Source organism: Streptomyces humidus (genome assembly GCF_014649655.1).
GTDB lineage: Bacteria > Actinomycetota > Actinomycetes > Streptomycetales > Streptomycetaceae > Streptomyces > Streptomyces humidus.
Window position 1 is genome coordinate 108,153 of the sequence record NZ_BMTL01000019.1, and the last position, 18,335, is coordinate 126,487.

General features: G+C 71.5%; 16 protein-coding genes. 4 read left to right on the forward strand and 12 right to left on the reverse strand.

The window, feature by feature from the left end:
• Positions 1-54 precede the first annotated feature (54 nt).
• Positions 55-1,539, reverse strand: coding sequence for a transcriptional repressor NsdA (gene nsdA / locus IE239_RS22560; RefSeq protein ID WP_190151184.1), 1,485 nt, complete (start codon positions 1,537-1,539; stop codon positions 55-57).
• 469 nt (positions 1,540-2,008) lie between these two features.
• Between nsdA and IE239_RS22565 the strand changes: the two genes are divergently transcribed.
• Entirely contained in the window at positions 2,009-2,665 is a 657-nt protein-coding gene (locus IE239_RS22565) for a bifunctional DNA primase/polymerase (RefSeq protein WP_190151185.1), read from the forward strand.
• 186 nt (positions 2,666-2,851) lie between these two features.
• Here the strand turns inward: IE239_RS22565 and ftsY are convergent, their stop codons facing one another.
• Positions 2,852-4,066, reverse strand: coding sequence for a signal recognition particle-docking protein FtsY (gene ftsY, locus IE239_RS22570; protein ID WP_190151186.1), 1,215 nt, complete (start codon positions 4,064-4,066; stop codon positions 2,852-2,854).
• Positions 4,067-4,574: 508 nt separating this feature from the next.
• Here ftsY and IE239_RS22575 point away from each other — a divergent pair.
• Positions 4,575-5,546 carry an LLM class flavin-dependent oxidoreductase gene (locus IE239_RS22575; protein ID WP_190151187.1) on the forward strand — a complete coding sequence of 324 codons (972 nt, stop codon included), beginning with the start codon at positions 4,575-4,577 and terminating at the stop codon, positions 5,544-5,546.
• 188 nt (positions 5,547-5,734) lie between these two features.
• On the opposite strand, the gene IE239_RS22580 is transcribed toward IE239_RS22575, so the two are convergent.
• The 4 genes from IE239_RS22580 to IE239_RS22595 all read right to left on the reverse strand — a co-directional run bounded on the left by IE239_RS22580 (position 5,735) and on the right by IE239_RS22595 (position 12,046).
• The gene (locus IE239_RS22580; protein WP_190151188.1) at positions 5,735-7,153 is read right to left on the reverse strand and encodes a sugar porter family MFS transporter; all 1,419 of its coding nucleotides are present in this window, start codon (positions 7,151-7,153) and stop codon (positions 5,735-5,737) included.
• Positions 7,154-7,369: 216 nt separating this feature from the next.
• Entirely contained in the window at positions 7,370-10,924 is a 3,555-nt protein-coding gene (smc, locus tag IE239_RS22585) for a chromosome segregation protein SMC (RefSeq protein ID WP_190151189.1), read from the reverse strand.
• A 255-nt stretch (positions 10,925-11,179) separates the two neighbouring features.
• Positions 11,180-11,383: a hypothetical protein gene (locus IE239_RS22590; RefSeq protein ID WP_020128723.1), complete on the reverse strand. Its 204-nt coding sequence runs from the start codon at positions 11,381-11,383 to the stop codon at positions 11,180-11,182.
• A gap of 381 nt (positions 11,384-11,764) precedes the next feature.
• Positions 11,765-12,046 carry an acylphosphatase gene (locus tag IE239_RS22595; RefSeq protein WP_190151190.1) on the reverse strand — a complete coding sequence of 94 codons (282 nt, stop codon included), beginning with the start codon at positions 12,044-12,046 and terminating at the stop codon, positions 11,765-11,767.
• Between the two features lie 195 nt (positions 12,047-12,241).
• On the opposite strand from IE239_RS22595, the gene IE239_RS22600 reads away from it, so the two are divergent.
• Entirely contained in the window at positions 12,242-13,429 is a 1,188-nt protein-coding gene (locus tag IE239_RS22600; protein ID WP_190151191.1) for a CAP domain-containing protein, read from the forward strand.
• 216 nt (positions 13,430-13,645) lie between these two features.
• On the opposite strand, the gene IE239_RS22605 is transcribed toward IE239_RS22600, so the two are convergent.
• Both IE239_RS22605 and IE239_RS22610 read right to left on the reverse strand, forming a co-directional pair.
• The gene (locus tag IE239_RS22605; RefSeq protein ID WP_190151192.1) at positions 13,646-14,188 is read right to left on the reverse strand and encodes an MOSC domain-containing protein; all 543 of its coding nucleotides are present in this window, start codon (positions 14,186-14,188) and stop codon (positions 13,646-13,648) included.
• A gap of 326 nt (positions 14,189-14,514) precedes the next feature.
• Complete coding sequence (locus tag IE239_RS22610; protein ID WP_190151193.1) at positions 14,515-15,129, reverse strand: flavodoxin family protein; 615 nt, start codon at positions 15,127-15,129, stop codon at positions 14,515-14,517.
• Between the two features lie 117 nt (positions 15,130-15,246).
• On the opposite strand from IE239_RS22610, the gene IE239_RS22615 reads away from it, so the two are divergent.
• The gene (locus tag IE239_RS22615) at positions 15,247-15,648 is read left to right on the forward strand and encodes a winged helix-turn-helix transcriptional regulator (RefSeq protein WP_190151194.1); all 402 of its coding nucleotides are present in this window, start codon (positions 15,247-15,249) and stop codon (positions 15,646-15,648) included.
• Here IE239_RS22615 and mutM read toward each other — a convergent pair.
• The 4 genes from mutM to IE239_RS22635 all read right to left on the reverse strand — a co-directional run bounded on the left by mutM (position 15,621) and on the right by IE239_RS22635 (position 18,238).
• Positions 15,621-16,481, reverse strand: a complete 861-nt coding sequence (mutM, locus tag IE239_RS22620) for a bifunctional DNA-formamidopyrimidine glycosylase/DNA-(apurinic or apyrimidinic site) lyase (protein WP_190151195.1) — start codon at positions 16,479-16,481, stop codon at positions 15,621-15,623. The genes IE239_RS22615 and mutM overlap by 28 nt on opposite strands.
• A gap of 89 nt (positions 16,482-16,570) precedes the next feature.
• On the reverse strand, positions 16,571-17,389 hold the full coding sequence (rnc, locus tag IE239_RS22625) for a ribonuclease III (RefSeq protein ID WP_190151196.1): 819 nt from the start codon (positions 17,387-17,389) through the stop codon (positions 16,571-16,573).
• Positions 17,390-17,408: 19 nt separating this feature from the next.
• Positions 17,409-17,582 carry a 50S ribosomal protein L32 gene (rpmF, locus tag IE239_RS22630; protein ID WP_007493396.1) on the reverse strand — a complete coding sequence of 58 codons (174 nt, stop codon included), beginning with the start codon at positions 17,580-17,582 and terminating at the stop codon, positions 17,409-17,411.
• Between the two features lie 2 nt (positions 17,583-17,584).
• Positions 17,585-18,238 carry a YceD family protein gene (locus IE239_RS22635; protein ID WP_190151197.1) on the reverse strand — a complete coding sequence of 218 codons (654 nt, stop codon included), beginning with the start codon at positions 18,236-18,238 and terminating at the stop codon, positions 17,585-17,587.
• Between the last annotated feature and the right edge of the window lie 97 nt (positions 18,239-18,335).

An 18,335-nucleotide genomic window follows, 5' to 3' on the forward strand; every position in this document is an offset into this window, starting at 1 on the left:
GGGCTGTTCGGGAGGGCCGGCCGCGGCCGGGGCTCTGAGGTTATGCGGAGCGGGTCAGACCGCTTCGGCGGTCTCCGGGAGTTCGACGGTGAGCCGCTCGGTGAGGTCCACGACCTCGGAGAGCTCCCCGAAATCGCGTACAGCGCTGTCGACGGTCTTCCGGATACGCGTGTTGACCCGCTCCGAGCGCACCTTCGTCGCCTCCTTCATGGCCTGGGTGGCGAGGGCGGCGCTCTGCCCGGGCTCACGCTGCAGGAGATGGACCGTGGCCATGCCGATCAGGTTCAGCACATAGGACCGCTGGTGGTCGTCGTCGCCCGCGAACAGCTCGACGGCCCTGCGCATCAAGGGCTCGGCCAGCGAGGCGTACGTGGGGCTGCGGCCGGCGACATAGGCGAGGTCGCGGAAGGAGTGGCTGTTCTCGCCGTACAGCTCGGCCTCGGAGAAGAAGCGGATCCAGTCGGGGTCGGGCTCGTCCCACTCGTCGGCCTCGGCGAAGGTGTCCTCGGCCATCCGCACGGCCCGCTTGCACCGGCCGGGCTGTCCCATGTTGGCGTAGGCGCGGGCCTCCATCGCATACAGCATGGACTGGGTGCGCGGACCGGCGCAGTCCCGGCTGCCGTACTGCGCGAGGTGGATCAGTTCCAGCGCGTCCTCGGGCCGGCCCAGGTGGATCATCTGGCGGCTCATGCTGGACAGCACGTAGCTGCCGAGCGGCCGGTCACCGGCCTCCTTGGCCGCGTGCAGCGCGAGGACGAAGTACTTCTGCGCGGTGGGCTGCAGACCCACGTCGTACGACATCCAGCCGGCCAGCTCGGCCAGTTCGGCGGCGACCTTGAACAGCTTCTTCGAGGTGGCCTCGGGCTGGGGTTCCTGGAGCAGGTCGGTCACCTCGTGCAGCTGTCCGACGACCGCCTTGCGGCGCAGACCGCCGCCGCACTGGGCGTCCCACTGGCGGAACATCACGGTGGTGGACTCCAGCAGCTCCAGTTCGGGCCGGGAGAGCCGGCCGCGGGCCCGGCTGGTCGGCATCGAGTCCGGTTCCGCGAGCTGGGCGGGCGGCGAGGGGACCAGCCAGCGCTGCATGGGCTCGATGAGGGACGGCCCCGCGCACAGGGCGAGCGAGGTCCCGAGGAAGCCGCGCCGGGCCAGCATCAGGTCGCTGCGCGAGAACTCGCTGAGCTGGGCCACCGTCTGCGGGGCCGTCCACGGCAGGTCGACGCCGGTCACGGAGGGCACCTGGCGCGCGGCGCGCAGTCCGAGATCCTCGACGGAGACGACGCAGCCGAACCGTTCGGAGAACAGCTCGGACAGGATCCTGGGGATGGGCTCGCGGGGGTTCTCGCCGTCCAGCCAGCGGCGCACCCGGGAGGTGTCCGTGGAGATGTGACTGGCACCCAACTGCCGTGCTCGGCGGTTGACTTGGCGCGCGAGTTCGCCCTTCGACCAGCCGCTGCGCGCGAACCACGAAGTGAGCAGCTCGTTCGGGCGCTTGTCCGCGCCCGCAGCGTTGGTTCCGCTTCCGCCGTTGCCGCTCACTGGAACGCCCCCATTCCTCAGACCACTTGTCACCGAGTGCGCCAAGCCCTATCAGAATGCCGGTAAATACGGCCCGCCGTACGGCGCTTGTCACCCTGCGAACGGACGGGCGACTTGCCTCCGGCATACCCACAAGCGCATGCGCCTCCATGACCCGCACACTCAACGTAGTCCTACGATCACGCCCTCAGCCACGGCGATCCCGGAAACGCCACCATTCGCCACCCCTTCGAATGAACTCTCGGTGGCCCGCACGCGATTGACTTGACTCGGGACGGCCGAGAGCGAGCGGAGCGAAGCACTCAGGGGCGCGCGCGGCCGAGCACACCACCGAGGGCGCTTCCGGGCGCTGCCTGGAACACCCGGCCCGCGGGAAGCGAAACCACACAGAGTCACAACTCGGGACCACTGCGTAACCACTGTCGCGGCGGCCCCGTTGAAGGGGGCAGTCGGACCCGTTGGAGGGGGCATGGGCTTCACGATCGGCGGCATTCGCGAGATCCGATCCGGCGTGCGCAGGCGAGGTCGCGGATCCGAGTGCATCGCCGTCGCCGAATTCACGGGACTGTGGGGCTGGGACGCCGTGCCGGGCGCGCGGGCCGCGGCGGGCGTCTGCTCGTGCGGGCGCCCCGACTGCCGCTCCCCGGGCGCGCACCCGCTGGAGTTCGCTCCCCGGGTCCCCGCCGGAGCCACCCTCGACGACGTGAGCAGGACCTGGTCGGAGTTCCCGGGCGCTGCGATCATGCTGCCCGTCGGGCGCGCCTTCGATGTGATCGACGTCGCCGAGTCCGCCGGCCGGCGCGCCCTGGTCCGCCTGGAGCGCATGGGCCTGCCTCTCGGCCCGGTCGTCGCCACCCCGCAGGGACGCACCCAGTTCTTCGTCGCCCCCGGTGCCGCCGCGGAGCTGCCCGGCCTGCTCTACCGCATGGGCTGGGACGATCCGACCGCCCTCGACCTGCGCGGTCTCGGCCCCGGCTCGCACATCACGGCCCCGCCCTCCGACCGCGGCGGCCTCGGCCCGGCGCGCTGGCTGCGCCCGCCCGCGCTGGACTCGGCCACCCGTCCGCCGGAGGCACGGCTGCTGCTGGGCACCCTGGCCTACCTGGCGCACCGCTCCCGCGCCTGAGCCGGGACGGCCGCACGACCGGACACGCCACGTGCGCGCACTACGGGTGCGGCGCCTGCGGCGGCGCACACGGCGAAGCGCCCGCTCCCACTCCTGGGAGGCGGGCGCTTCTCGCAGTCCGGCGGGGGGCGGCCGACGCTCGCCCGGACCCCGCGCTTCTCGGTGTACTCGGTGCGCTCGGTGCGCTCAGTCTCCGATGAGGGCGTCGACGAACGCCTCCGGCTCGAACGGCGCCAGGTCGTCCGCGCCCTCGCCGAGTCCCACCAGCTTGACCGGGACCCCGAGCTCGCGCTGGACCGCGACCACGATGCCGCCCTTGGCCGTGCCGTCCAGCTTGGTCAGCACGATGCCGGTGATGTCCACGACCTCGGCGAAGACTCGGGCCTGGACGAGCCCGTTCTGCCCCGTGGTGGCGTCGAGGACCAGCAGCACCTCGTCCAGCGGGGCGTGCTTCTCGACGACCCGCTTGACCTTGCCGAGCTCGTCCATGAGGCCGGTCTTGGTGTGCAGCCGGCCGGCGGTGTCGATGAGGACGACGTCGACCCCCATCTCCTTGCCCTCCTTCACCGCGTCGAACGCGACGGAGGCGGGATCGCCGGCCTCGGGGCCGCGCACGGTGTGGGCGCCGACGCGCTCTCCCCAGGTCTGGAGCTGGTCGGCGGCGGCGGCGCGGAAGGTGTCGGCGGCGCCCAGCACGACGGTGCGCCCGTCGGCCACGAGGACGCGCGCGAGCTTGCCGGTGGTGGTGGTCTTGCCGGTGCCGTTGACGCCGACGACCATCACGATGCCCGGCTTGCGGTCCGCCGGCTCGGTCCTCACGGTGCGGTCGACGTCCGTGCCGACCAGTTTGAGGAGCTCGTCGCGCAGCAGGGCGCGCAGTTCCTCCGGGGTGCGGGTGCCGAGCACCCGCACGCGCTCGCGCAGCCGCTCGACCAGCTCCTGGGTGGGCTGCACGCCGACGTCGGCGGTGAGCAGGGTGTCCTCGATCTCCTCCCAGGTGTCCTCGTCGAGGTGCTCGCGCGAGAGCAGCGTGAGCAGCCCCTTGCCGAGGGCGTTCTGCGAACGGGAGAGCCGGGCGCGGAGCCGGATCAGCCGTCCCTCGGTGGGCTCCGGGATCTCGAGTTCGGGAACCTCGAGGGCGGGGCCGACGGGCGGCTCCTCGACGACGGTGCCGGTCGCGCCGCCGCCGGGGAGGTCCACCTCCTCGATCGTGCGGCGCGGTTCGTCGCGCGGCGTCTCGGCCTCGTCGCCGACGTGCGGTTCGGCCGGCGGGGCGGTGATGTCGGGCGCGGTGGGGGGCGGCGGGGGCAGCGACTTCTGCCGTCGGCTGCCGACGACGAGCCCGCCGAGCACCGCGAGCACGACCACGGCGATGACTACAGCAAGGATGACGGTTTCCATAACGCACCCAGTATGCGCGACCCCTCCCCGCCGGGACGGTCGGCACATCGGGCCGGACCGCGCTCCGGTCCACGGGCGGGCCGCCGCGCCGGGCTGCTGCGCGGCGACGGCTTCGAGCCGGTCCTCGACGATGACGACGTCCGCCCACCGCGGGACGGTTTCCCGGTGAGGATCCGGTGCGCCTCGGGGTCGGTGCCGAGTCGGGCGTCCGCCGGCACGGTGAGGCCGAAGTCCGGATCGACGGCGTGCCGTAGGTCGGACGGCGCCACGTTGCTCGTCGCGATGCCGGTGAGGACGAGACTTTCGACGTCGCGCGCCCCGGACGCCAGGTCGAGCTCGCTGACCGGGAACGCGCTCCCTCGACCGACCGAGCCGCGGCGGGGCGGGGCGGGGCGTTCGAGGAACGAGGGCCGCGAGCGGGTGAACGCCCTCCAGGGCCCCGGCCACGGCCATGGCTATCTGACGTATCGTCAGCTACCGTCCCCGACATCCGCCGAAGGGGGTCCCCATGCCCGTCACCGTCGTCCGTTTCAATCTCGTCGCGCCCGGTGCGACCCCCGCCGAGCTGAGCGTCCGCTATCAGGCCGCGTTGGAGATGGCCGCGTACGCGGACGAGCAGGGCGTCACGACCCTGCAGACCGAGGAGCATCACGGCGTCGAGAACAACTGGCTGCCGTCGCCGTTCGTCTTCGCGGGCGCGGTGCTCGGGGCGACCCGGCGGCTGGCGGTGACCGTCTCCGCCGTCATCGGTCCGCTGCACGACCCGCTGCGGCTCGCCGAGGACATCGCGGTCCTCGATCTGCTGAGCGGCGGCCGGCTGGTCACGGTCGCCGGGATCGGTTACCGGCCCGAGGAGTACGCGCGGGCGGGCGTGGAGTGGACGCGCCGGGGCCGGCTCCAGGACGAGTTGCTGGAGACCGTGCTGCGGGCCTGGACCGGCGAGGAGTTCGAGTACCGCGGCCGCACGGTGCGGGTGACCCCGCGCCCGGCCACCGCGCCGCATCCCCTGCTGCTGGTCGGCGGCTCCTCGCGGGCCGCCGCCCGCCGGGCCGCCCGGCTCGGTCTGCCCTTCTTCCCCAGCGCGCACCTGCCGGAGCTGGAGGCCTACTACAAGGAGCGGCTGGTGGAGTACGGGACGGAGGGCTGGACGATGATGCCCGGCGCCGAGACCCCGCTGCTGCACATCTCCGAGGATCCGGACCGGGCCTGGGCGCTGTACGGCGGGCACTTCCTGCACGAGGCCCGGACCTACGCCTCGTGGCAGTCCGGGGACATCCGGTCGGCGGTGCGGTCGGGGGCGCGCACGGTCGACGAGCTCCGGGACGAGGGCGTGTACCGGATCCTCACGCCGGACGCGTGCGTGGCGCAGGGGCTCGACAACCTCGTCCTGCACCCGCTGGCGGGCGGGATGCCGGTGGAGGAGGGCCGGCGGAGTCTGCGGCTGTTCTGCGAACGCGTGCTGCCCCGGCTCGGGGAGTGAGCCGGGGCAGCACGACGCACGGGTGTCGAGGAGCGGGCAGCGGGGGGACTCGGCCCGGCTCCTCGAGTCCAGGGGGCTCGAAGGGCCTCGTGACGGGTCCAGGGGGCTCGAAGGGCCTCGTGACGGGTCCAGGGGGCTCGAAGGGCCTCGTGACGGGTCCAGGGGGCTCGACGGCCTCGTGACGGGGCTCAGCCCATCTCCTCCAGCGCCTTGCCCTTCGTCTCCTTGACGTACTTCAGGACGAACGGGATGGAGAGCGCGGCGAAGGCCGTGTAGATCACGTAGGTCGCGGAGAGGTTCCAGTCGGCCAGCGACGGGAAGCTCGCGGTGATGGCCCAGTTGGCGATCCACTGCGCGGAGGCGGCCACGCCGAGGGCGGCGGCGCGGATCCGGTTGGGGAACATCTCGCCGAGGAAGACCCACACGACGACGCCCCAGGACAGGGCGAAGAAGAGGACGAACACATGGGCGGCGATCAGGGCGATCCAGCCCTGCGTCGCGGGCAGCTTGCCGTCGACGAGGTCGAAGGAGAAGGCCCAGGCCTCCAGGGCAAGGCCGACGGCCATGCCGACGGAGCCGATGAGGGCGAGCGGCCTGCGGCCGACGCGGTCCACGAAGATCATGGCGATCACGGTGCCGATGATGTTGATGATCGACGTCGTGAAGGAGTAGAAGAACGAGTCCGTCGGGTCGACGCCGACCGACTGCCACAGCGTCGAGGAGTAGTAGAACGCGACGTTGATGCCGACGAACTGCTGGAAGACCGACAGGCCGATGCCGATCCAGACGATCGGCTTGAAGAAGAAGGAGCCGCCGAGCAGGTCCTTGAAGGTGGACTTGTGCTCGCTCTTCATCGCGTGCTCGATCTCGGCGACGCGGGCGTCCAGGTCGATCCTGTCGCCCTCGACCTCTTCCAGGATGCCGCGGGCCCGCTCGCGCTTGCCGACGGAGATCAGGAAGCGCGGGGACTCGGGGATGGCGAAGGAGAGCAGGCCGTACAGAACGGCCGGGACGACCATCACGCCGAGCATGACCTGCCAGGCCTCCAGGCCCATGAGCCTGCCGCGCTGGTCGCCGCCGGCGGCGTTGAGCAGACCCCAGTTGACCAGCTGCGATATCGCGATGCCGATGACGATCGCAGCCTGCTGGAAGGAGCCGAGCCGGCCGCGGTAGGCGGGCGGGGCGACCTCGGCGATGTAGGCGGGGCCGATCACGGAGGCCATGCCGATGGCGAAGCCGCCGACGACCCGCCACAGGGCGAAGTCCCACAGTGCGAAGGGCAGGGCCGAGCCGACGGCGCTGACCGTGAACAGCACGGCGGCGATCTGCATCACCCTGATGCGGCCGATGCGGTCGGCCATGCGGCCGGCGGTCGCGGCGCCGACCGCGCAGCCGATCAGGGCGATGGCGATGACCTGGGCGAGGGCGGCGGAGCCCACGTCGTAGCGGTCCCGGATGGCCTCGACGGCGCCGTTGATCACGGAGCTGTCGTAGCCGAACAGGAAGCCGCCCATCGCGGCCGCCGCAGCGATGAAGATGACATGCCCGAGATGATCGGGGTGAGCCGTCCCGGCTCCTGTCTGGGATGTCTGCGCTGTGCTGGTCACGTGCACTCCTCGGGCCACCGGCAACGCTGCCGGCGCGGTCAGCCTCCAGGTAGGTGGTACCTGAAGGTAAATCCAACGTTCCTGACCTTATGTCTTCAAGTTTCCAAATCAAACGCGGGAAATTGTGAGAACCGAGACAGGATTCGGCCACATACGTTCACTTCTTGAAGACAGTGCAGGTCGCGGCGTCGGCACCGAGGCCCGGGTGGCCGCCCGTCAGCGCAGCCGCTGACTGATCACCTTCGACACGCCGTCGCCCTGCATGGACACGCCGTACAGCGCGTCGGCGACCTCCATCGTGCGCTTCTGATGGGTGATCACGATCAGCTGCGACGCTTCCTGCAGCTCCTGCATGATCCGGATCAGCCGCTGCAGGTTGGTGTCGTCGAGGGCCGCCTCGACCTCGTCCATGACGTAGAACGGACTGGGCCGCGCCTTGAAGATCGCCACCAGCATGGCGACGGCGGTCAGCGAGCGCTCGCCGCCGGACAGCAGGCTCAGCCGCTTGACCTTCTTGCCGGGAGGCCGCGCCTCGACGTCGACGCCCGTGGTGAGCATGTTGTCGGGGTCGGTCAGGATCAACCGTCCCTCCCCGCCCGGGAAGAGCCGGCCGAACACGCCCTCGAACTCGCGCGCGGTGTCCCGGAAGGCCTCGGTGAAGACCTGCTCGACCCGCTCGTCGACCTCCCTGACCACCTGCAGCAGGTCGATCCGGGTCTTCTTCAGGTCCTCCAGCTGCTCGCTGAGGAACTGATGCCGCTCCTCCAGCGCGGAGAACTCCTCGAGGGCGAGCGGGTTGACCTTGCCGAGCTGCTGGTACGCGCGCTCGGCGGCCCTGAGCCGCTTGTCCTGCTCCGCCCGGACGAACGGCCTGGGCCGGTTGCGCGGGTGCTCCGGATCCTCCGGCAGCTCCTCGCCCTCGGCGGGGGGCGAGGGCGGCACCGGCTGGTGCGGACCGTACTCCGACACGAGCCCCGCCGGTTCGACACCGAGCTCCTCCAATGCCTTGGTCTCCAGCTGCTCGATCCGCAGCCGCTTCTCCGCTCCCAGTACCTCGCCCCGGTGAACCGAATCCGTCAACTTGTCGAGTTCCGCCTTCAGATCGCGCCCCGCGGCGCGGGCGGCGGCGAGCTCCTGCTCCCGGCGCGCCTTCGCCGCGTCCGCCGCCACGCGCTCCTGCTCGGCCCGCCCGACGGACACCTCGACGTGGGAGAGCAGCTGCCGGGCGCCGGAGGCGACGGCTTCCGCGACGGCGGCCTCGTGCCGCAGCCGCGCCCGTCGCTGCTCGGCACGCGCGCGTGCCTCACGCTCCGTGCGCGCGGCCCGGTCCAGGGAGTCGGCCCGTCCGGACAGCCCCTTGACCCGCTCCTCGTGGGTGCGGACCTGCAGCCGCGCCTCCATCTCGGTCTGCCGGGCGTTCGCCCCGTCCGCGGCGAGCCGGTCCCGCACGGAGGTGTCGGGCTCCTCCTCGACCGGCATCTCCTCGGCCACGGCGAGCCGTTCGGCCAGTTCCTCGGCCTCCTCGACGGCCCTGTCCGACGCGTCCTGCGCCCGCGCCGCCGCCGCCGCGGACCGCTCGGCCTCGCCCGCGGCGCCCCGGGCCTGACCCGCCAGCCGCCCGAGCTGCTGGGCCACGGCCGACTTCTCCCGGTCGGCGGCCCGCCGCCGCTCCCCCAGCTCCTCGACGAGCGCGGCGCACTCCCTGCGCCGTTCCCCGGCCTCGCTCTGCGTCCGCGCCAGCTCCTCGCACCGCACGGCCAGATCCTCGAGCTCGACGGCGGCCTCGTCGACCGAGGCCTGCACCTCCAGCAGACTGGGCGCCCCGGCCGACCCGCCGTGCGCGAAGTGCGCCCCCAGCAGATCGCCCTCGGCCGTGACCGCGACGAGATCGGGACGGCCGCGGACGAGTTCCTCGGCGTCCTCCAGGGTGCCGACGACGACGATCCCGCGCAGCAGCCTGCGCACGGCGGGCATCAGCTCCGCGGGACCCCGGACCAGGTCGGCGGCGCAGGGCGGCCCGTCGCCGCGCCGCTCCCCGGGCGGCTCGTCCGGAGCGCCGCTCAGCAGCAGCGCGGCGCGGCCCGCGTCCTGCTTGCGGAGCAGGCGGATCGCGTCCGCCGCCGACGCGGGCGTCGTCACCGCGATCGCGTCCGCCGCCGCCCCGAAGGCCGCCGCGAGGGCGGCCTCGTGACCCGGCGTCACGGTGAGCAGTTCGGCGGCCGGACCGAGCAGACCGCTCAGGCGGTCCTCCGCGCCGAGCAGCGCGCCGGTGCCGTCCTTGCGCCGCAGCCCGAGCGCCAGGGCGTCGCGCCGGGCCTGGGTCGCGGCGCGGCTGCGCTCGGCCCCCGTGGCCGCCTCGCGGGCCGCGGTGAGGGCGGCCTCCGCCTCGGCGAGCCGCCGCCTGGCCGCCTCGTGCCGCTCCCCCAGCTCGTGGTCGCCGGCGTCCAGGCCGTCGACCTCCGCCTTCAGCGTCTCGTACTCCTCCTGCGCGCCGACGGCGCGTTCTTGTGCCTCGTCTCGCGCGGCGGCCAGCCGGTCGATCTCGGCCTGGGCGGAGGCGGCACGCGAGCGGGCCGCGTTGACCTGCCCGTTCAGCCTGGCGAGTCCCTCGCGGCGGTCGGCGATGGCCCGGGCCACGTCCTTCAGCCGACGTTCCTCGGCGGCGAGCTCCCGTTCCAGGTCGGCGCGGTGGGCGACGGTGTCCTCCAGGGCGTGCCGGGCCGCTTCGAGGGCGGCCTCCAGCTCGGCCTCCTGCTCACGGACCCGGGCGGCCTCGCGCTCCATGTCCTCGGGATCACGGCCGCGCCGCTCCTCGGGGGGCGCCGAGGTGGCGCTCTTCACGCGCGCGTCGGCGAGCGAGATCGTGCCGCGGACGCGTTCGGCGAGCTGGGACAGCTCGTACCAGGTCTGCTGGGCGCCCTGCAGTCGTGGTGTCAGCCGGCGGACCTCGTCCTCCAGGAGGGCCTCGCGCTGCAGGGCCTTGCGCAGCTCCTGCTCGGCGGCCTCCTTGCGTTCCTTGAGGGCGGCCTCGTCGGCGACCTCGCTGCGCAGGGCCTCCCGCAGCCGTACGAGATCGTCGGCGAGGAGGCGCAGCCGGGCGTCGCGCAGGTCGGCCTGGATGACCGCGGCGCGGCGGGCGACGGCTGCCTGGCGGCCGAGGGGCTTGAGCTGACGGCGCAGTTCGTCGGTGAGGTCCTGCACGCGCGCGAGGTTGGCCTGCATCGCGTCCAGCTTGCGCAGCGCCTTCTCCTTGCGCTTGCGGTGCTTGAGGACGCCCGCGGCCTCCTCGATGAAGGCGCGGCGGCCCGTCGGGTCGGCGTGCAGGACGGAGTCGAGCTGGCCCTGGCCGACGATGACGTGCATCTCGCGGCCGATGCCGGAGTCGGACAACAGGTCCTGGATGTCGAGCAGGCGGCAGGTGTCGCCGTTGATCTGGTACTCGCTGCCGCCGTTGCGGAACATGATCCGCGTGATGGTGACCTCGGCGTACTCGATGGGCAGCGCCCCGTCGGAGTTGTCGATGGTCAGGGACACCTCGGCACGGCCCAGCGGGGGGCGGCCGGTGGTACCGGCGAAGATGACGTCCTCCATCTTGCCGCCGCGCAGCGACTTGGCGCCCTGCTCCCCCATGACCCAGCTGAGGGCGTCCACCACATTGGACTTGCCCGAACCGTTCGGACCGACGACGCAGGTGATGCCCGGTTCGAACCGGAGCGTGGTGGCCGAGGCGAACGACTTGAACCCCCGGAGGGTCAGGGCCTTGAGGTGCACGGCGCTGGACTCTACCTTCCGGGAATGTCTCACTCCATGAACCCGCGGTTTCACCCGTGAACGCGCAGGGCACACCAAACGTTAAGAGACTGAAAGGGTGCGTGGGGGAAGCAACGGCGGGGGCCACAGGAGCGGCGGGAAAGAAAGAAGGGACGCCGAGGAGGCGTCCCTTGCAAACTCTGACAACTTAGCGGTCCGACGCGGTTGGTGTGTGCCGCCCGACCACTGCGATGCCGTTGTGCAGCGGTGCAGCGATCAGGTGAGCGCAGGCTCCGCCTGGCGTGCGTCGATGCTCTCCAGAAGCGATTCGTGAGAAGCGGCAGCCGTCAGCGCGTCGTTCTCGGCCTGGATCCGTCCGAGCTCGGATTCCAGATCCTGTACACGCTGCTGCAGCCGTCGCATCTCGGCGAGGAGTCGCGGGTCGGAGCCGCCGACGTAACCGAGAAGCGCCTTTGCCATGATGGATGGTCCTCCACAATGAGTGACCGACCGAAGCGGTGTGGGTCGTGAGGGATTTCGCACCCGCGATGTCCGGCGGGATGGTGTTCTTACTGCCGTTCATCCATGCCGAACAGCTGAGGTGCGCGGGGTGCTTTCAGCGTCTCACCAAAAAGTTTGACGGTCAACACGATCACGCCCCGTATTGGCGGGCAACCCGGTGGCGCGCGGCCGTTACGGCGGCGCTGCGAATTCTGCGGGGCCCTGAAGGCGTGGCGATCATCCTTGCGTGCGGAGCTTCCCACCGCAAGCGATTCTTGGCAACCACCTGCCCCTTTCCGCTTCCGGCGGCTGCCGACGGCACGTCCCCCGGCCTTCGCGGCCCCGGCTCACGCACCTTCCTCAGCGGATCGCGAAGCCGTCGTAGCCGCCGCGCGGTGTGTCCCATATCTCTGTGACGCCGTCGACGCGCCCGGGCGTGTCGTCGCCGAGGAGCCAGCCGAGGAGGTCCTCGCAGCCGTCTCGGCCGCCCTCGGCGACCACCTGGACCCTGCCGTCGGCCAAATTGAGAGCAAAACCACTCAGGCCGCCGATCTCCAGGGCCTTGGCCCGCGTGAACCAGCGAAATCCCACGCCCTGGACGTGTCCACGCACCCAGGCGACCAGCCGTACGTCCTCGCTCATGTGTGCAACCTAACCGGGCGAAGTCTCTCGGGGCACTTCCACCCCCGGCGCCATGCGGTACCGTCCCGATCCAATGATTCGCATATGAAACTCACTCGATCGAGTGAGTTCCGGTCGGCCAGGGGGATCAGGAGGCGCGCGACGCCCCGCACCCCGGCCGGCTGTGGGAACACCGCTTGGACGAGAGGCAAGGACATGGGACGCCACCGACGCTCCGCCGCCGGCCGCGCCGCCACGAGCCGCGCCACGGGGGTCACACAGACGCACGGCTCGCACGCGGACAGTCACACCCTGCTGGACAGGTACGGCGCCGGCCGGCCCACGGCGGGCATCGCCCCGTATCTGAACCCCGAGGCCTACGCCGACACCGTGGCCCGGAGCCAGGAGTACCTGTACGCCCTGGACGACGAGCACGGGCGCGCCGACACCGCCGTGTTCCCGGCCGACGGTGCCGCTTTCGGCGGTTTCACCCCCGGCGGCAGGGGCCCCGGGCCGGGCCCGGCCCGGAACGGCTCGGGCCATCGCCGCAGGAAGAGGGTCGTCACGCCGGTGAAGACGGGCCTGCTCGGCGTCTCCGCGGCGGTCGCCCTGGGCACCGTCGCGGTGGCCACGGGCGTGGTGCCGGGTCTCGACAGCTACCGGCTCGGCGGCGGCAACGGCCCCGCCGACAAGGTGCAGGCCGCGGGATCGCCGACCAACTCGGCCGCCGAGCAGGGCGGCGCCTCCGGTCCGGCCGAGTCCGACCGCGGCGCGGCGTCGACCGGTCGTGACGCCGGCCGGGCAGCCTCGCCGTCCGCCTCCTCGGCCTCCCCGTCAACGTCCCCATCCGCCTCCGCCTCCGCGCCCTCGCGTTCCGCGCCGTCGGCCTCGCCGAGCAGGACGGCCACCGAGAACCCGCAGGCCACGCCCTCGAAGCCGGCGCGGAAGCCGCAGAGCACGCCGTCCAGTTCGAAGCCGGCCGCCAAGGCCCCGCAGCGGGTCGAGACGCCGGTGACGGTCTCGGCCGCGGCGCAGGCCGCGGCCGAGGTGCTGAGCCTCGTCAACGAGGAGCGGGCCAAGGCCGGGTGCAGCGCCGTCGCGGCGAACAGCTCACTGTCGGACCTCGCGGAGAAGTTCAGCGACGACATGGCCGCGCGCGGCTTCTTCGACCACACCGACCCGGACGGGGCGAGCCCCTGGGACCGGGCGGCCGAGGCCGGCATATCCGGTCTCGGCGGTGAGAACATAGCCCGCGGTCAGGCCGACGCGGCCGCGGTCATGGCGGCCTGGATGAACAGCCCCGGCCACAGGGCGAACATCCTGAACTGCGACTTCACGACCCTCGGTGTCGGCGTCCACTTCGGCCCGGGCGGCCCCTGGTGGACCCAGGACTTCGGCTACTGAGACACCCGCGGGCCGAAATCCTGCTCCTGCTCCTGCTCCTGCTCCTGGGCCGTTCTCCCGGGGCGGGGGCCGTCGGGGAAGGCGCTGCGCACGGTGGCCCGGTTCCCGGTTTCGCCGGTCGGCGACGCCGTGACCGGAGGAAGGTCGAGCGCCTCCGCGGCAGGGCGACCCGCACGACGGGGTGATGCTCCGTGTCACTGCCTGCGGGGAAGGTGGTCAGACCCGGTCCAGAGGCCGGTGCGGACCGCTGGGAAGTTCCGTTTCGACCGCGTCGCCGGGGCGAACCACGCCGCCCTCCCTCACGATGCTCATGATTCCGGCTCTGCGCACGATGTTCCCCGCCTCGTCGCGGCCGACGACGCGCTTCAGCAGCCCGTCCTGGAAGTGGTCGATCTGCAGGCAGGGGTTGCGCAGACCGGTGACCTCCAGGACCGCGGAGTCGCCGATGCGCAGCAGGGTGCCGACCGGCAGACCGAGCAGATCGATGCCGCGCGTGGTGATGTTCTCGCCGAGTTCGCCGGGCGCCACCTCGAACCCTCCTTCGGCGACCTCGGCGAAGAGCTCCTCATGGATGAGGTGGACCTGGCGCAGATTCGGCTGGGTGGGATCCTGCGCGATCCGCGAACGGTGCTTGACCGTCACACCGGCGTGCACGTCGCCCTCCACGCCGAGCCCGGCGAGCAGTCTGACGCTGTCCCGGTTCGGTTTGGTGAACGAGTACTCCCCGTTGCTGCTGACCGCCGTCACTCTGCCGCTCATACCTCGGAATCCCCCTCGTCGGTAACCGTGATCAGCCACGGACCATGCCGTGGCCCCTCTCCGCACAGCATCCACGATCACTCGCGGGCGGGCGTCACCGGGACTCACGAGCGGCGGCCCTCGACCGGGGCATGACGCGCCCCGGTCCGTCGCAGGGGCACCCACGGTCGGCGCTTCACGACCGCTGGCACTGACGCCGTCGACAGCGGAGTCGCAGCTCGCAGCGTTGTTCGACGGCACGGTGGCAGGCCGCGGAACCGGCGCCCTCTTCGTCTTCGGCCACTGAGACGTTCGCGAGCGGCCCGAAGGCCGCGCCCGCAAACAGGTCAGGCAACCTGTGCGCGGCCGTCCAGGAAGACCCTCGCCGTCTCGGCGACCCTGCGGCCCAGGTGTTCCGCCGTCGCCACGTCGGCCTTGTGCACGGCGTCCGGCCCCTCGTCCACGTTGGTCTGTGCGGCCGCGCCGAGGAACACGCCGAGGCGGTTGAGGTCGTTCTCGGAGCCGGTGGAGCTGTTCCAGCCGGGCAGCAGACCGAGGTTGACCCAGTGCATGCCGAGCTGCGCGGCCAGGATCTGGAAGAACTGCAGCGTGTGCAGCTTGTCGCCGCTCTTGGAGCCGGAGTTGGTGAAGCCGGCGGCCAGCTTGTCCTTCCAGGCCTGGGTGGCCCAGCGGGCGGAGGTCGCCTCGGCGAAGGCGTGGAAGGCGCCGGACGCGGTGCCCATGTAGGTGGGCGAGCCGAAGACGATCGCGTCGGAGCCGTCGAGCAGCGCCCACTGCTCCTCGGTGATCTCGTCGACCTTGATCAGGTGCACGTCGGCACCGGCGTCAACGGCTCCCGCGCGCACCGCCTCGGCGAGGACGGCGGTGTGGCCGTAGCCGGAGTGGTAGGCGACGGAGACGACGGGGGCAGCGGGCACAACGGGGACAACGGGGGTCGACATGGTCACTCCTCGTGGAGAGAGCTGCAATACAGCTCAAGGGCAATAACCAAAGGAAAGCACTAACTTCTGGTTAGTGCAATCTGCCGGTTCGCGCTGCCTTGGAGTACGCTCGCGGGTATGAACATCACCCAGGCGAGCGAGGAGGACCACGCCCTCCCGTTCAACGTGTTCGCCAAGGCCTGCCCCTCGCGCGGCACGCTGGAGCACATCACCGGCCGTTGGGGCGGACTCACGCTCGGCGCGCTGTACGAGGGCTCGCTGCGGTTCAACGAGCTGCGTCGCCGGGTCGACGGCGTGAGCGAGAAGATGCTGTCCCAGACGCTGCACGCCCTGGAGCGCGACGGTCTGGTGCACCGCGAGGCGCAGCCCACCAACCCGCCCCGCGTGGACTACGAGCTGACCCCGCTGGGGCGCGAGGTGGCGGAACGCCTGCTCGGCCTGATCCACCACCTCGAAGGGCGGATGGACGACGTCCTCGCCGCCCGCGAGCGTTACGACGAGATGCGCGGCGGAGTCTGACACTTCGGGCAGAAGTAGCTGGACCGGTTCATCCACGGGCGGCGGCGCATGGGCGTGCCGCACCGCTTGCAGGGCAGCCCTTCACGCCCGTAGGCGTCCAGCGACCGGTCGAAGTAGCCCGATTCGCCGTTGACGTTGACGTACAGGCTGTCGAAGCTGGTGCCGCCGACGGCCAGCGCCGCGTTCATCACGTCCCGGACGTGCCCCAGGAGTTCGCGCGTGCGCGGACGGGTCAGGCTGCCGGTGGGACGGTCGTAGTGCAGTCGGGCACGCCACAGCGCCTCGTCCGCGTAGATGTTGCCGACGCCGCTGATCAGCGACTGGTCGAGCAGGGCGCGCTTGACGGTGGTGCGCCTGCGTCGCAGGGCCTGGTGGAACGCCTCGTCGTCGAACAGCGGGTCGAGGGGGTCGCGGGCGATGTGCGCGATGACGTCCGGCAGGCCGTCGGGGGTGGTGTCGTGCAGGGACAGGCCGCCGAAGGTGCGCTGGTCCACGAAGCGCAGTTCGGTGTCCACCTCGTCGGCGAAGCGCACCCGGAGGCGCAGGTGCTTCTCGTCGGCGGCTTCGTGCGGCTGGACCAGGAGCTGACCGCTCATGCCGAGGTGGGCCAGGACCGCCAGGCGGGTGTCCTCCAGCGGCAGCCACAGGTACTTGCCGCGCCGGCCCGGGGTTCCGACGCGATGACCCTGGAGCCGGTGCGCGAAGTCCTCGGCCCCGGCGAGATGCCGGCGTACGGCGCGCGGGTGCAGCACCTCGGCGTCGGCGATCGTGCGATGGGCGACCCACCGCTCCAGACCGCGCCGGACGACCTCGACCTCGGGCAACTCGGGCATGTGATCCCCCGTACGGAACGCCCGCCTCCCTACGGGGGCGGGCGCTCGTCTCGTACTGCTGTTCTACGTTGTCACTGCTGCGGTGTTCGTCAGGCGGAGGCCGACTCGGGGTCCGGGGTGCTGCCCTCGGCGGCCTGGACGGCCTGGGCCGTCTGCTCCGCCTCGGCGCGCTCGTCCGCCGCGGCCCGGATGGACCGCCACGCGGACTCGGCGGCCTGCTGCTCCGCCTCCTTCTTGCTGCGGCCGGTGCCGGTGCCGTACGAGACGCCTCCGACGCGGGCGGCAGCAGTGAAGGTCTTCTCGTGGTCGGGGCCGGTCTCCGTGACCAGGTACTCGGGGACTCCGAGCCCTTCGGTCGCGGTGAGCTCCTGGAGACTGGTCTTCCAGTCCAGGCCGGCGCCGAGGTTCGAGGACTTCTCGATCAGCGGGTCGAACAGGCGGTGCACCAGTTCGGAGGCCGCTTCGAGGCCCTGGTCGAGATAGACCGCGCCGATCACCGCTTCCAGGGTGTCGGCGAGGATGGAAGCCTTGTCCCGGCCGCCCGTGCCCTCTTCGCCCCGGCCCAGCCGGATGAAGGAGCCCAGGTCGAGGCCGCGGCCGACCTCCGCCAGCGCACGCGAGTTGACCACCGCGGCCCGGAGCTTGGCCAGTTGGCCTTCGGGCAGGTCGGGGTGGGTGCGGTACAGCGTGTCCGTGACGACGAGGCCGAGCACGGAGTCCCCGAGGAACTCCAGCCGCTCGTTCGTCGGCAGACCGCCGTTCTCGTATGCGTAGGAACGGTGGGTCAGCGCACGCACCAGAAGGGCGGACTCGAGCCGGTAGCCGAGCCGCCCTTCCAGAAGCGTGTGGGACGAGGCTGTGGTGTCCGCCTTTTTCTTGGCGGTCGTGTCCGCCTTGGCGTCAGACATGAAGCCTCTCACCAGCCGCTCAGACCTCGAGGACCTGGCGCTTGTTGTAGGTGCCGCAAGACGGGCACGCGATGTGCTGCAGCTTGGGCTCGTGGCAGCGCTCGCACGCAACCAGGGTGGGGACCGCAGCCTTCCACTGCGACCGGCGGTGGCGCGTGTTGCTGCGCGACATCTTCCGCTTCGGAACAGCCACGGCTACTTCTCCTGCTTCTCGTCGGCGGGCGCTGATCGAGGCACGCCGCCGCTCATCTCGTCCTTCTCGCCGTCTCCGAGTGAACCGGCGAGTCCCTGCAGTGCCGCCCAACGGATGTCGGTGGCGTCGTGGTGGTGGTCCGGGTCGTCCGTGAGCCGTGCTCCGCACTCGGAGCACAGACCCAGACAGTCTTCCTGGCACACCGGCTGCATCGGCAGTGCGAGCACCACCGCATCACGCAGCACGGGTTCGAGGTCGAACAGGCCGTCCTCGAGAAAGAGCCTGTCCTCGTCTTCCTCGGCGTCGTCGGCCGGCTCCGCTTTCACACGGCCCCGGTCGTCGGCGTCAGGGTACGAGAACATCTCCTGGAACTCCGCTTCGAGATCAAGCTCGAGCGGCTCCAGACACCTTACGCACTCTCCCTCGGCCTGCGCACGGGCGGTGCCTGTGACGAGCACCCCTTCCATGACCGACTCGAGTCGGAGTTCGAGCTCCACCGGGGCGCCTTCCGGCACCCCGACGACTTCCTGGATCCCGAGATCCTTGGGAGCGTCGATCTCGCGGGTCAGGCGCTGCAGCGCGCCAGGACGCCGCCCCAGCTCGTGTGTGTCGAACACAAGAGGGTTGCGGTGGTCGAGGCGGGCGTTCAGGGCCATTCCTGCTTTCGATCTTCGAACTCGATGAGGGCCGCTGCCCTCGGTGCTGCGGGCAGCGGTGATCGCGGGCGTATACGAAGTCAGTGAACGCACACGC